The sequence below is a fragment of the Pseudorhizobium marinum genome, from assembly GCF_000705355.1.
GTDB classification, from domain to species: domain Bacteria; phylum Pseudomonadota; class Alphaproteobacteria; order Rhizobiales; family Rhizobiaceae; genus Neorhizobium; species Neorhizobium pelagicum.
Genome location: NZ_JMQK01000006.1, coordinates 1 through 13227 on the forward strand (window position 1 = coordinate 1; position 13227 = coordinate 13227).

The following is a 13227-nucleotide window of genomic DNA, read 5'->3' on the forward strand; positions in this document are numbered from 1 at the left end:
ATCCTTTGGGATGTTGGCCCTGCACTAAGTTTGCGACCTGATGTGCATGGGCCGATGTCTTGAATGAACTTCGGGTGTTGCTGTGGGTTGTTACAGCGGGCGGTTCGCACCCTGGTAATAGTCGCCGTGATCGACGCTCTGGTCGGAGACGGCGGTCATGCCGGCGGCGCGGTCAGCCTTGGCTTCGGTGCCGATGCTGCTGGTCTGGAAGAGATCAACGGTTGCGGCAGTTTCGGCGGAAGCGCCATCATAGTAGTCGCCGGAGGCCAGTGCGGCGCCGCCGAAGGCAGCAGATGCCACGAGGGCGATGGCGAGGGACGAGCGAATGGACTTCAACATCTTCGTATTCCTTTCAACGTGAGCAAAGCAGTGTGCCGTTTGCTGAGGCTGATATCGGACCGAAAAGCGGAAGGCGGAAGACCAGAAATCGGAATCCGCTGTCAACGAGACATTGACAATCCGAGTGCGGTAATTTTCTCCGCAACCTGGGGATGAAATTCCGTCGATGCCGGAGCGGTGGGCGACCGGGGCCCACGGAGACGTTTTATGTTGCAGTGCGAAAACAGCAAGCCTTATCAAGGCGCTATAAATTAGATGTCAGAAATGTGACTATAGGTCGCGTAAATAAGGCAAAGCGAAAACGCTCCGACCGGAGTGCTTCATCATGTATGGCGTGCGACGGATTCAAGAGGCAAACAAATTTTTTGATGCCTGCAAAAAATGCATTCCTGAAGGCATCTGCCTCCATATCTTGCATGGCAGGAGCCACGCGAAGCAGCCGTCGAGGCGCGTCGGGAGCCAACGGCGGCAAGATATTGCCACCGCCGCCGACCCTGTTCGGCGCGCTAGAGACGGCTCCAGGTCTGCGTCTTGCAGAGGATCTTCATGACGCAACCCTTCATCTTCAGCGTATCGCCGTTGACGGCGCCGGAACCGCTGTAGGTCTTGTTGTTGGCCGGATCGGTGATCTCACCATTATAGGTGCCGCCGCTGCCGGCGAGCTTGCCGATCTGCCGGCCGGCGTGCTGGCCGGTCTTCAGCGTCACGCAATAGGCGCCGCCGCATGAGCCGATCACGGCGGTTTCGCCGCTGGCGGTCTTCCAGTTGCCTTCAATGGGTTCGGCTGCAATCCCCGCCGTGGCAAACAGTGCAAAGGCGGCAGTCAGCATCAGATGACGCTTCATCGTGTGGTTCTCCATCCCGAAGGGCAGCGCCATTGGCGCACGCCCGTTTCCTCCTGCCCGCTCCATCCCGGCGAGCAGAGCGAGAATATCTTACCGGCACGTAAAGGTAAACGTCTCCCGAGCCTGCTTTCACGGCCTTTCCCATCGCTGTCGTGGAGGCCGATCGGTCGAGGTCTGAAATGCGTCATCGAGATCGTGGTTAGGAAAGGGTTGATTTGCCGGCGTGAAGTTTTTGTAAATTTTAAGCGGAAATCCCGGTGCGCCAGTGCCTCTGATATTTAACGAAAACTCAATTTTACCAAGCGTTTGCATTTTGTTTTCTTCAAATTAATCAAGCTTTTTAGGCGCCTGTTGGAAGGTCTGGGCGATACTCGGGTCATCAAACGAGCGGGAAATTCCGCCGCCGGAAGGATCATAAAAAGCCGCTTCAAGACGGTGATCCGGACGGAGCCCGAAAGGGCAAAAACAGGGACTACGACGAGAACGCAGGTCAAACAGGGACAAGAACCAATGGCACGCTTTGAAATGTACAATACCGACAATGCCACGATGGGTGGCGAGGCCCGTGCGGATGTATTCTGCGACATGGGTCTGATGTATGCGACGGGTCGCGGCTGCGCCGTCGATCTGGTCTCGGCGCACAAGTGGCTGAACATTGCCGCGATCAAGGGCTCAGAGCGCGCCGCCGAACTGCGGGCCGATCTTGCCCAGACGATGAGCAAGCTCGAACTGGCAGCGGCCCTGCGCGCTGCCCGCGAATGGATGACGATGCACTGATGCCGCGCATGCAGGGCATCATCGGGCAGCGGCATCCCGCCGTCCGTCACTCCAGCACAAGCGATTGAACCGCGACCGGCAGAAACAAGGCTGGCGCGGTTTTCGCGTTAGAGGCTCTTGAGCACCAGGGGCAGGGCCTGCTCCAGCAGCGCCATGTCGCTCTCCGGTCCGGCACTGACGCGGATGCAGCGGTTGAGCGGCGCGACACCCGGCATGCGGATGAAGACGCCGTAATCCATCAGTCCATCGACGATCGCCTTGGCGTAGGCCCCATCGCGGCCGCAGTCGATGGCGACGAAATTTGTGGCCGAGGGCAGGGGCGTGAGACCATTGTCGCGGGCGATCTGCGCAATCCGCTCCCGCGAGCCGGCAATCCTGTCGATGACCTTCCCCAGATAATCCTGATCGGCCAGTGCCGCGAGCGCCGCCGCGGTGCTGATGCGCGCCATGCCGAAATGATTGCGGATCTTGTCGAAGGCCGCGGCCGTTCCCGGCGTCGAGATGGCGTAGCCGATGCGGGCGCCCGCAAGACCATAGGCCTTGGAGAAGGTGCGGGTGCGGATCACGTTGGGCCGGTCGAGCAGCGCCTCGATCGCCGGCGTCGAACCGGCCGGTGCCGTCTCGCAATAGGCCTCGTCGAGAATGAGCAGCGACGTCTCCGGCACCGCAAGCGCAAAGGCCACGACACTGTCGGCGTTCCACCAGCTGCCCATCGGATTGTCGGGATTGGCGAAATAGACGAGCGGCGGGTTCTCGCGGCGAACCGCGTCCAGGAGGCCGTCCAGATCCTCGCGGTCGTCCACATAGGGCACCGTCACGAGCCGTCCGCCGTGGCCGGTGACGTGGAAATTGAAGGTCGGATAGGCGCCGAGCGACGTCACCACCGAAAACCCCGGCTCGATCACCAGCCGGACGATCTGCCCGAGCAGCGAATCGATGCCTTCCCCGATCGCCAGGTTCTCCGGCCGGCAGCCGAGATGGGCGGCCAGCGCCTGCTTCAGGGCGAAATTCTCCGGGTCGTTGTACTTCCAGGTCGAGGGGGCCGCTTCCGCGATCGCCTGCAGGACCGACGGCGCCGGACCGAAGCCGTTTTCGTTCGCGCCGATGCGGGCCTTTACCTCAAGGCCGCGATTGCGCTCGATCGCTTCGGGACCGACGAACGGCACAGTCGCTGGCAGCGCATTGATGAGGGGCGTGAAACGGGAGAATGCCGACATGATGATGATGGACCTGCTGCGGAGAAACCGGCACACCATAGGGCCGAATGAACGGCGTGCAAGCCCTGGCAACGCTCAACCGGTACGGCCGGCGAAGCTGTCGGCATTGCGCTTGAACAGGGCGGCGAGCCGGTCCACCACCAGTCGCATTTCCGGACGATGCCGGTCGTCGTCATGGGCGACGATCCACAGCGTATGGGTGAGTTCCTCGATGATGGGGCCGTCCCGCGTGAGCTCCGGCCGCCGATCACCGACGAAAAGGGGAGGAGGCCGCGACCATTGCCGGCGCAGATCAGCCGCAGCAGCAGGTCCGGCGCGTTGGCCCAGGTCCGGATGTCCGCCTCGTGATGCTCGAACACCCATCGGTCCGCCGGCGAATGGGCGCTTTGCGTGCCGATCGAGACCCAAGGCAGCGGCAATCCGTCGGTGCCCGCCGGCCGATAGACGGCATGTGCGACCTGCACCGACTTGCGGATCGCCAGATTGCCTGTCTCGGGACGGCTCCGCACGAGGCCGATATCCGTCTCGCGATAGGTGAAGTCGATTCCGGCGGCATGCGTCTGGCAGCAGAGCCGGAACGGGTCGTCCGGTCCGCGGATGGCTTGCGTCTCGGTGGCGATGAAGCCCGAGAGCCATGGATCGGCGCCGATGGAGACGATCGGCAGCGTGAAGGCCTGGCCCCGCCAGCTGGCAATCTTGTCCGCTGTCTTCTGCATGGAAATGACATGCGCCAGCAGCACCTCGCCGTCGGGCGCCAGGCGATAGCCCCGCTGGCTGCGGATGAAGAGCGCGCGCCCGGTCGCCCGCTCGAGCGCCAGCATCCGACGGCCGATGGTCGGGGCGCTGAGGCCGGTCCGATCGGCAGCGCCACTGAGCCCACCTTCGGTCGCCACATGCAGGAAAAGTCTGAGGTCGTCCCAACCGGCGTCATCCATGGCTCTCTCCTTACCCTCATGAGCGGCGGCCGGCCATCGTTCGTGGATGAAAACCGCGTTTCGTCCACGCGTCTACCTTTGTCCCCGGCGGCAGCTTAGCTCGTCTCCAGAGGTTGCTGGAGGGAGATCGCCATGCTGCTCGGTTGGGTCAGGATGTGGATTGCGGTGAACGACGGGACAAGGAAGAAGCGCAAGGCTTTCTCCGATCCTCTCGAGGGACCGGAGTGGCAGGGCCTGCTCTGGGCTCTGCCCCTGCTCTTGCCCGGCGGACGCAAGCGCCCGCAGGGCAATCCGACCCGCCAGGGCGGCAGTCGGCGGCCAGGTCTCAGTGGCTGGTTTCGAAGCTCAGGCGGATCACGTGGTGGAGGAATTCGGCGTTGATCAGCATGTTGAAGCCGACGGTCACCTTCTCCTCCTCGCGGCGGATCACCGTGCATCCGATCTCGTCGTGGATGCCGAGAATCTCAAGGAAGAAGTTGCTGGGGACGGGGATGTGGGGGCTGACTTCCAGTTCGGCGCCGTAGAGCGACATCGTGCGGATCAGGCAGCGCAGATAGGTTCCCGTGCTGAGATGATGGCCGACGAAGATGATCTTGCCGGGCCGTTCGATCGTGAACTTCTCGAAGACCTGGTCTCGTGCGGCGCTCTGCTTCGGATCGTGGTCCATATTCAAGGGCATGACACCCTCCTTCTGTCTCCTCAGGTCCGCAGTCTGCCCGACATCAGCTAACACATCCTGAATGAGAATCCTCGAATTGTGCCGGCCTGTACGATTGTGCGGCAGGCGCCCGGCCGCCGCCGGCGACGGCTGCCGCATCCGTCCGGCCGGTTGACGGAACCGTCTCCCGGCGCTACCCCTCCCGATGAATTTTGCCGCTTTGCAGGGAAGGACGGCCATTGACGGACAGGCTTGTGATCGTCGGAGCCGGGCAGGCCGGGTTTGCGCTTGCCGCAAGGCTCCGCGCCCTCAACGACACGCGGCCGATCACGCTGGTCGGCGCCGAGGAAGTTCACCCCTACCAGCGTCCGCCGCTCTCCAAGAAGTATCTGCTCGGCGAGATGACCTTCGACCGCCTGACCTACCGACCTGCGGAATGGTACGCGGAGCATGATGTCGAGGTGCGGCTGTCGACCTTCGTCGAGGAGATCGACCGCACGGCAAGACGTATTCGCATGCAGGACGGCAGCTTTATCGACTATCACACGCTGGCGCTGACGACTGGTGCCGCGCCGCGTCAGCTTCCGGACGCGATCGGCGGAGACCTCGACGGTGTCCACGTCATGCGCAGCAAGCGCGACGCCGACGAGCTTGCCGCCGAAATGCGCCCAGGCCGTCGTCTGCTGGTGATCGGCGGCGGCTATATCGGGCTCGAGGCCGCCGCCGTCGCCCGCCATCTCGGGGTCGAGGTGACGCTGATCGAGATGGCCGACCGCATCCTGGCGCGCGTGGCATCTGCCGAGACGGCGGACCTGATTCGCGCGGTGCATCTCCAGCACGGCGTGTCCATCCGCGAGAAGACCGGCCTCGTCCGCCTGATCGGCAAGGACGGCAGGGTCTGCGGCGCGGAGCTCTCAGACGGCTCCGTCATCGACGTCGATTTCGCCATCGTCGGGATCGGCGTCACGCCGAACGACCGGCTGGCGCGCGAAAGCGGGCTCGATGTCGGCAATGGCGTCATCGTCGACGCCTTCGGGCGCACCTCCGATCCGGCCATCGTCGCGGCCGGAGACTGCACGCTGCTGCCGTGGAACGGCCACCATATCCGGCTCGAATCGGTCCAGAACGCCGTCGACCAGGCCGAAGCCATTGCCGCGGTTCTGGCCGGTGGCGACATCCCCTACGATCCCAAGCCTTGGTTCTGGTCGGATCAGTACGACGTCAAGCTGCAGATCGCCGGCTTCAATCTCGGCTACGACGAGACCCTGGTGCGCCCGGGAATGCGCGAAGGCAGCATCTCCATCTGGTATTTTGGCGAGGGCCGCTTTCTGGCGGTGGACGCCATCAACGACGCCAAGGCCTATGTCACCGGCAAGAAGCTGCTCGATGCGGGCATCCAGCCGGACCGGCGCGTGCTGATCGATCCCGCGGCCGACCTCAAACAACTTCTCCTTTAGGAATAGACGCCATGCCCGTGCCGAAAAACCTCTTCAAGGCCGCCCTTCGCGACGGCAGGCCGCAGATCGGCCTGTGGCTGAACACCGGCGAGCCCCTCATCGCAGAACTCGCAGGCACTGCCGGCTTCGACTGGCTGGTGATCGACGGCGAGCACGGGCCGAACGATCTGCGCAGCATCATCGACCAGCTGCGGGCGCTCTCGGCGTCCCCGGCGGAAGCCGTCGTGCGTCCGCCGATGGGCGAACCCTGGATGATCAAGCAGCTGCTCGATGCCGGCGCCCGCACGCTGCTGGTGCCGATGGTCGATTCGGCGGAGCAGGCGAGGGCGCTGGTGAAGGCCGTGCGCTATCCCCCGCACGGCATCCGCGGCGTTGGCGCGGCCGTCGCGCGGGCCTCCGCCTTCAACACGGTCTCCGACTACGCCGAGACGGCCGCCGACGAAATCTGCCTTCTCGTTCAGGCCGAAACCCGCGCGGCGATCGCCGATCTCAAGAACATCGCGGCGGTCGAGGGTATCGACGGCGTCTTCATCGGCCCGGCGGACCTTTCGGCGGACATGGGCTATCTCGGCCGCATCGAGGCGCCCGAGGTGCAGGAGGTGATCGAAAAGGCGCTTGCGACGATTACCGCGGCGGGCAAGGCGGCCGGCATCCTGACCTTCAACGAGGCGCTCAACCTCCGCTACATCGATCTCGGTGCGCGATTCGTGGCCGTCGGCTCCGACGTGGCGGAATTTGCCGGCACCCTGCGCCGGCTCGCCGGCCGCTACGGCCGCGGTACGCCGGGCACGGGCGGCGCTTCCGGCTACTGACCCCGTGTCCCGCCCCACCAAACCCCCGGGCGGGACAATTCCCCCGGCACGGCGAAAAGGCCTTGCAATCGCTAATCATCCGACTTAATCAGGCCGCAACGGAGAGGTGGCCGAGTGGTCGAAGGCGCTCCCCTGCTAAGGGAGTATACCCGGAAGGGTATCGTGGGTTCGAATCCCATCTTCTCCGCCATTTTGAACGATCCCCCCAAATCAACACTTCTAACCGCCGCGCTTGACGCTGGCTCCGGCCTTGATGGCTGCCGACGCTGCATGTCCGGCCACGGCATCGAAGCGTATCGCCTTGCCGACCGGGCTCCGGAATCCGGGCGCGGTGGAACTTTCTCCCGTCGCTGATGATTAAGGCGAGAGCCGCCGGGGTTTGCTGCGGTGACGCAGAGGAGTTCTGTCGGCGAATCGCGTTTCGGTCGAGGCGCCGCAGAGGCGGGCCTTTTCCGGCAAGCCTGACGGATCTTCCGCGATCGTCTGGATGATCATCTTCGAGGAAAGCATGGCAGAAAAAACGCGCGCACTCAGTGATGTTCTGGATCAGCTGGAGGAATCGGCGCACGGCGACAGCATCGCCATCCAGGACGTGATCGAGAAGCTTGGGCACAGATCCTTTGGTTCGCTGATGTTGGTCTTTTCGTTGATCTCCACGTCGCCGGCGAGCGCCATTCCCGGTATCACGGCGACGGTTGCCGTGATCGTCTTCATCCTGGTGGCGCAGATGATCATCGGCCGCGACAGTGTCTGGCTTCCGGGCTTCGTCACCCGCCGCCGCATGTCCACTGCCAAGCTTTGCAAGGGGATAGGCTGGTTGCGCAAACCGGTTCGGTTCGTGGAGCGGTTCCTCAAGGCGCGCCTCACTTTTCTGTTCCACCGGCCGTGGCTCTGGCTGCCGCTCACTCTGATCCTCGCGCTGACCCTTTTCATGCCGTTCATGGAGATCATCCCGACCTCGGGTTCCATCGCGTCGGCGGTGATCGCGCTGTTTGCGGCTGGGCTGCTCACGCGCGACGGAGTCCTTGTGGTGCTTTCGCTCATTCTCCTGTCAGCAGTTCCGGTGGCGGTCTGGTATTTCGGCTTCAGCGGCTGATGCCTACTCTCTATTGCCTCAGCGGGCGGCGTCGATGGATGCCTCTGCCTGTGCAAGATCATCGGCGAGCAGTTCCGGCGCAAGCTGCGCGGCCGCAGCGTCATGGCAAAGCGTTGCGACGACCGCGCGGTGATCGGACCCGAAATCGGGCAGTGTGCCGAAGTCCTGTAACATAAGCTGCTGCTGGAACAGGATCTGGTCGAGCGGCCAGGACATCAGGACGCTCTCGGTATCATAGGTCGCATAGAGCCCGCGGCCGACCCGCGGATCGAGAAGGCGGCCGATCCGCATGGCGCGGCGGTTGATCCTCTCCCACGGCACCGCGTTGAAATCGCCGGCCACGATGGTCGGCACGTCCGACTGCCGCGCCCTCAGTGCTGCCTGAAGCAGATGCGCATCGCGCATCGTCGTGGACTGTGACCAGGCGAGAGGCGGCCTTGGATGAAGACCGATGAAGCCAACCGTCTCCCCGCCCGGCAGCCGAGCCTGTGTGACGACCGTCGGCGTGACGGCATCAAAGAAAAAAACGAACTCCGGCGATATCAGCTCCAGCTTCGAGAAAAGATGCATTCCGTAGAAGGCGTGATCGTCGGGAATGCTCTGCACCTGATGTCGATACCTGCTGCTCAGGGAAGCGAGCCGTTCGTCCCACCAGGCGTCGGTTTCCATGACCAGCAGCAGGTCGGGATCTGTGGCTAAAACCTGGTCGAGAAACACATCCGCGCTCTCGTTTCTTCGCTTTACGTTGGCGACCATGATGCGGACTGATTGTCCTTCACGGCACTCCGCCTGCGCCACCGCAACGGGGTCCACCAGATCGGAGTAGGGATGGAGCTTGTAGATCTGATAGGCCAGGGCGCAGAGGGCACCGACCAAGACAATCCAGTCCTTCGGTCCGGGGGCGTCCCCGCAGAGCGAGGTACAGCGCCAGCACGATCGACATGGCAATGGCGAACTGGAGCCGGGGAAAATCCAGATAGCGGATCCACCAGGTGTTGGTCTCGATGAGGGGCAGTAAAGACACAACGGCCAGGATAACGAGCAGCATCAGGGCGATAATGGTCGCCACGTTTCGATAACTGCCGCTGTGATGGCTCATTGCTGTCTGTTCCCATTATACCGTGAGCGAATGCCCGTTTGCCCGACGAAGGGAACGGACAGACATTCCTAGACCTCGCCCCCAGAGACGAATCCCGGATGCATCACTCCTGGCGCCGATAAGTTTCGGGCGGATTGCTGGAGGAAGGCCGCGGGTTCGAGGCACAGAATTTCGGTCGATCAACCGCCGGGGCGCTCCTGAGTTCCTTGTCGAACCCTCCTGTTTGAAGAGATGCCGGTCCGGAGGCCTGTGTTCGTCGCTTCGGCGACCGCCGCTACGGCCCTTCGACCGGCAGCGATCGCTCTTCGGCCGGTCCTTCGATGCGGGCCAGGTTGAGGGCCGTGCTGATCAGCCCGATATGGCTGAAGGCCTGCGGGAAATTGCCCAGCATGCGGCCGGCGACCGGGTCATATTCCTCCGAGAGAAGTCCGACGTCGTTGCAGAGGCCGACGAGCTTTTCGTAGAACCGCTTGGCATCGGCATATCGCCCCAGAAGGACAAGCGCGTCGCAGAGCCAGAAGCTGCAGACGAGGAAGGCACCTTCACCCGAGGGCAGGCCGTCGTCGGCGACCTCGGTCTCGTAGCGCAGCACGAGGCCATCGCGGACGAGCCGCCGCTCGATCGCCTCGACGGTCGACACGACGCGAGGATCCTCCGGCGGCAGGAAGCCGACGAGGGGGATCTGCAGCAGGCTGGCGTCGAGTACCTTGGATCCATAGGACTGGACGAAGCTGCCGAGCTCCTCGTCGTAGCCGTTGCGGCAGACGTCGGCGTGAATTTCGTCGGCAACCTGGCGCCACCGGCGGACGGCTTCCGCCTCTCCCCCGAATTCCTCGGCAAGGCGCGATGCCCGGTCAAAGGCCACCCAGGCCATCACTTTCGAATGCGTGAAATGGGCCCGCCCGCTGCGCACCTCCCAGATGCCTTCGTCCGGCTCGCGCCATGCCTTTTCCAGGAAGGGTAGCAGCACCCCGGCCAGCGAAGCGCTGCGAGGATGGGGCGGCAGGCCGTGCCGGCGCGCCTGCGCCAGCGCATCGGCCACCTCGCCGTAGACATCCAGCTGGAACTGTCCCGCTGCGGCATTGCCGACCCGCACCGGCTGCGAGCCCTCGTAGCCGGCAAGCCAGTCCACCTCCCATTCCGGAAGATGTCGCTCGCCACCCACGCCATACATGATCTGCATCTGCTCCGGCGTTCCGGCCACCGCCCGCATCAGCCATTCCCGCCAGGCGGCGGCCTCGTCGAGATAGCCGAGATCCATGAAGGCCATCAGCGTCATCGTCGCGTCGCGCAGCCAGCAGTAGCGGTAGTCCCAATTGCGCGGGCCGCCCAGCGCCTCCGGCAGCGAGGTCGTCACCGAGGCGACGATGCCGCCCGTCGGCAGGTAGGTCATCGCCTTCAGCGTGATCAGCGACCTTTTGACGGTCTCCGTATAGCTGTTGACCGACGGGCAGCGGCTGACGAATTCCCGCCAGAAAAGCACGGTCTGCTGCAGGGCCGCTTCCGGATCCTGGGCGACCGGCACCGGTTCGTGCGACGGGCTGTGGGTGAGGGTAAAGGCGATCCGCTGCCCTTCCGAGACAACAACGCTGCCCTTGCTGTGAAAATCCTCTCCCTTCAGGTCCACCGGGCTTTGCAGCGTCAGCCGGTCGGGGCCGGCCACCGCCGTCAGCCGTCCAGAGGGATCATGCGTCACCCAGGGCACGCTGCGCCCGTAGTCGAAGCGCATGACGAGATCGATGTCGAATTCCACCTCGCCCTGCCGGCCTTCGATGATCCGCACCAGATTGCTGGAGCCGTCGCGCGGCGGCATGAAGTCGAAGATCGCCGCACGACCGCCTTCGGTGACGAATTCCGTCTCCAGGACCAGAGTGTCATCGACGTAGGCGCGGCGCACGTCGAGGACAGGCAGCCGCGGTGTGATCGACCAGTGGCCGTTCTCGTCCGTCCCGAGAAGGGAAGCGAAGCAGGCGGGCGAATCGAATCGCGGAAAGCACAGCCAGTCGATGGAGCCCATTCGGGAGACCAAGGCCGCCGTCTCGCAGTCCCCGATCATACCATAGTCTTCGATCCGTGATGCCATTCTTGCCTCTTCTTGCTGTTTTGCACCGTGCCTGTCGTTACATCCGCGAGGAAAATGCAGATCAGATCGGGGGTGGTGCCGGTTCCCGCAGGCCTATCCGGCAACGGTGCCGGAGACGTCCAGTCCAGCCGGCGTGGGAGGCGTGCTTCCGCCTGAATGCCGGGATCTCGCCATCTCCGTCCGGACCAGGACGATCAGGAGGCCCAGGGAAAGAAGGAGACCGGCTGTTACTGCCAGCGCCGTCAGGAGGCTCGGCATGTGGATTATAAAGTCGTGCCAGTCGGGATCGACGGGCGACGCGGTGTTGAAGCTTGTGGCGCTGTAGGCGCAGAGGACGAGAGAGGAGCCGCTGACGATCATGCTGCGCTCCACGGTATCGAACAGCTGGCCCGTCTTTTCCGGCCAGTGGGGCAGGGTCCGCATGCGAAGAAGGATGGCCTGGTCTGCAGCAAGATAGGCATGGCTGCATTCATTGAAGGGGCTCGCTTCGTCATTGATGCTGCCCGGCATCATTCCCCATAAGCATTTTGCATATTGGAGGCGGCTGAATGCCAGCAGGTCGCGGACCTGCGCGTCCCGGTCGGCTAGCCATGTGGCCAGCAGGTGGATGTCGTCTCTATGGTCGGCAATCACTGTCATTTGCCCATGAGACAAAGGGGCAATGGTGATGCCGGAGGTATCCTTCGGCACCCGTACGCCGTGCGCAGCGGCACCGCACACGGACACAAGAGCGAACAACAGCGCTGTCAGCCAGATCTTCATGGTCCATCGTTACAGCATGGCAGCGAGATCGGACAACCGTCGGCATGATCCGGCACCGAGGGTCGGTGTCCGCTGTCTTTATATAGGGGGCGCATCAACCGGCTCGTGGAAGGTTGGTTCAAGCCCCCCTCCAGCTCAGGGGCGCCCGGCAGGATTGGAAAGCCCGCCGGGAACTATCGGCCTGGTGTCCTGCCAGCGCGGCGGCGGCGGTGGTGGCGACCAACGCAGATGCGGTGGCGGCGGGCCATCGAGTTCTTGAGGCGCCGCCCGACGCAGGACGGGAGCAGGCTCGCCGCCGGGCCGAAGAAGCTCCCGCTGTTGACCGGGTGGCCGCCAGCGCGGCGTCGGCACGGGCTCCTGCAGGGTTCTGCGGCATGTGCCGCGGGCCGTCCTGGACCAGCCGGGGCCGCAGGCCGCATCCGCAACCACGAGCGCCGCGTCGGGCCCAGCCGCGATCCGCGCCGACGGCTGGGCGGACGCCGCCGAGGACGCCTGCAGAAGGAGCGTCAGCAGAGCGACTCGGAGAAGGAGAGGAGTGAAGGTCACGTTGTCTTCCTGACTGAGGGATGTCGACATCAACGTCTCTCGAGCCGGAAGGTCGAAAGCAATGGCATCAAGCCGCATCACTTTGCTGTTTTCGCGGCAATCGCAGAACCGGGCCGCGTTGCGGCGTGCCGATGTCGGCCATCGGTTGCCAGCGAGTCGCCGACCGCGGAAAACAAGCGGCACCAGATTCGGAGCCGCGGGGCTGCTGGCTGAGAACGGGACGCCGTTCGGTTCCCTTGCCCGAATCTGCAGGCGACCCTTTTCGAGAAAAGGCCGTTTTGCGGCACGATTCGGGCGCAAAGGTCTCGCTCGAGTCCCTCCGTCCGGCCGGTCAGCCACTCCTAAGTGCCTGCGGATCAAGCCGTTTCTTAACGATCTATAAAGTTTGAACGGTCCCGCTCGCCACATTTGTGTCCTTTGCGCAACAGGACCCCCGTAAGCAGGGGCGGGAATGGGACTTCCTGCAAGTTCCTGATTGCATGACATCCCCCGTCTTGTATTTTCACTCTCGGAAGCGAGGCGGTGGATCGTCCGTCTTCTAGCAATCGACGGGGATGGGGCAGGGAACGCTGTCCTTCAGCAAAAGAACCCAGACCCTTAC

The 13227-nt window shown here is 63.6% G+C and carries 11 protein-coding genes, 1 tRNA gene and 1 pseudogene; 5 read left to right on the forward strand and 8 right to left on the reverse strand.

Translation table 11 applies throughout. From position 1 onward, the window contains the following. Positions 1 to 90: 90 nt before the first annotated feature. Both EO99_RS0109305 and EO99_RS0109310 read right to left on the reverse strand, forming a co-directional pair. Positions 91 to 339 carry a hypothetical protein gene (locus EO99_RS0109305; RefSeq protein WP_029618377.1) on the reverse strand — a complete coding sequence of 83 codons (249 nt, stop codon included), beginning with the start codon at positions 337 to 339 and terminating at the stop codon, positions 91 to 93. A 506-nt stretch (positions 340 to 845) separates the two neighbouring features. Then, positions 846 to 1184, reverse strand: a complete 339-nt coding sequence (locus tag EO99_RS0109310) for a DUF2147 domain-containing protein (RefSeq protein WP_029618378.1) — start codon at positions 1182 to 1184, stop codon at positions 846 to 848. Between the two features lie 510 nt (positions 1185 to 1694). Here EO99_RS0109310 and EO99_RS0109315 point away from each other — a divergent pair. Further along, on the forward strand, positions 1695 to 1961 hold the full coding sequence (locus tag EO99_RS0109315) for a sel1 repeat family protein (protein ID WP_029618379.1): 267 nt from the start codon (positions 1695 to 1697) through the stop codon (positions 1959 to 1961). A 107-nt stretch (positions 1962 to 2068) separates the two neighbouring features. Here the strand turns inward: EO99_RS0109315 and EO99_RS0109320 are convergent, their stop codons facing one another. The 3 genes and pseudogenes from EO99_RS0109320 to EO99_RS0109335 all read right to left on the reverse strand — a co-directional run bounded on the left by EO99_RS0109320 (position 2069) and on the right by EO99_RS0109335 (position 4792). Beyond that, positions 2069 to 3178: a pyridoxal phosphate-dependent aminotransferase gene (locus EO99_RS0109320; RefSeq protein WP_029618380.1), complete on the reverse strand. Its 1110-nt coding sequence runs from the start codon at positions 3176 to 3178 to the stop codon at positions 2069 to 2071. A gap of 75 nt (positions 3179 to 3253) precedes the next feature. Next, a pseudogene (locus EO99_RS25620) lies at positions 3254 to 4113 on the reverse strand (LysR family transcriptional regulator). A 325-nt stretch (positions 4114 to 4438) separates the two neighbouring features. After that, a complete protein-coding gene (locus EO99_RS0109335; protein ID WP_029618381.1) occupies positions 4439 to 4792 on the reverse strand; it encodes a hypothetical protein in 354 nt (117 codons plus the stop codon). A 218-nt stretch (positions 4793 to 5010) separates the two neighbouring features. On the opposite strand from EO99_RS0109335, the gene EO99_RS0109340 reads away from it, so the two are divergent. The 4 genes from EO99_RS0109340 to EO99_RS0109355 all read left to right on the forward strand — a co-directional run bounded on the left by EO99_RS0109340 (position 5011) and on the right by EO99_RS0109355 (position 8136). After that, the gene (locus tag EO99_RS0109340; RefSeq protein ID WP_029618382.1) at positions 5011 to 6228 is read left to right on the forward strand and encodes an NAD(P)/FAD-dependent oxidoreductase; all 1218 of its coding nucleotides are present in this window, start codon (positions 5011 to 5013) and stop codon (positions 6226 to 6228) included. A gap of 11 nt (positions 6229 to 6239) precedes the next feature. Beyond that, complete coding sequence (locus tag EO99_RS0109345) at positions 6240 to 7040, forward strand: HpcH/HpaI aldolase family protein (RefSeq protein ID WP_029618383.1); 801 nt, start codon at positions 6240 to 6242, stop codon at positions 7038 to 7040. A 100-nt stretch (positions 7041 to 7140) separates the two neighbouring features. Continuing rightward, positions 7141 to 7230, forward strand: a tRNA-Ser gene (locus EO99_RS0109350). Between the two features lie 318 nt (positions 7231 to 7548). After that, a complete protein-coding gene (locus EO99_RS0109355; RefSeq protein ID WP_029618384.1) occupies positions 7549 to 8136 on the forward strand; it encodes an exopolysaccharide biosynthesis protein in 588 nt (195 codons plus the stop codon). Between the two features lie 18 nt (positions 8137 to 8154). Here EO99_RS0109355 and EO99_RS0109360 read toward each other — a convergent pair whose 3' ends face one another. The 3 genes from EO99_RS0109360 to EO99_RS0109370 all read right to left on the reverse strand — a co-directional run bounded on the left by EO99_RS0109360 (position 8155) and on the right by EO99_RS0109370 (position 12080). Next, positions 8155 to 9012: an endonuclease/exonuclease/phosphatase family protein gene (locus tag EO99_RS0109360; RefSeq protein ID WP_029618385.1), complete on the reverse strand. Its 858-nt coding sequence runs from the start codon at positions 9010 to 9012 to the stop codon at positions 8155 to 8157. Positions 9013 to 9509: 497 nt separating this feature from the next. Beyond that, a complete protein-coding gene (locus EO99_RS0109365; protein WP_029618386.1) occupies positions 9510 to 11318 on the reverse strand; it encodes a glycoside hydrolase family 15 protein in 1809 nt (602 codons plus the stop codon). Between the two features lie 93 nt (positions 11319 to 11411). Beyond that, positions 11412 to 12080 (reverse strand): hypothetical protein, encoded by a 669-nt coding sequence (locus tag EO99_RS0109370; protein WP_051679787.1) that lies wholly within the window; start codon positions 12078 to 12080, stop codon positions 11412 to 11414. Positions 12081 to 13227: the final 1147 nt, after the last annotated feature.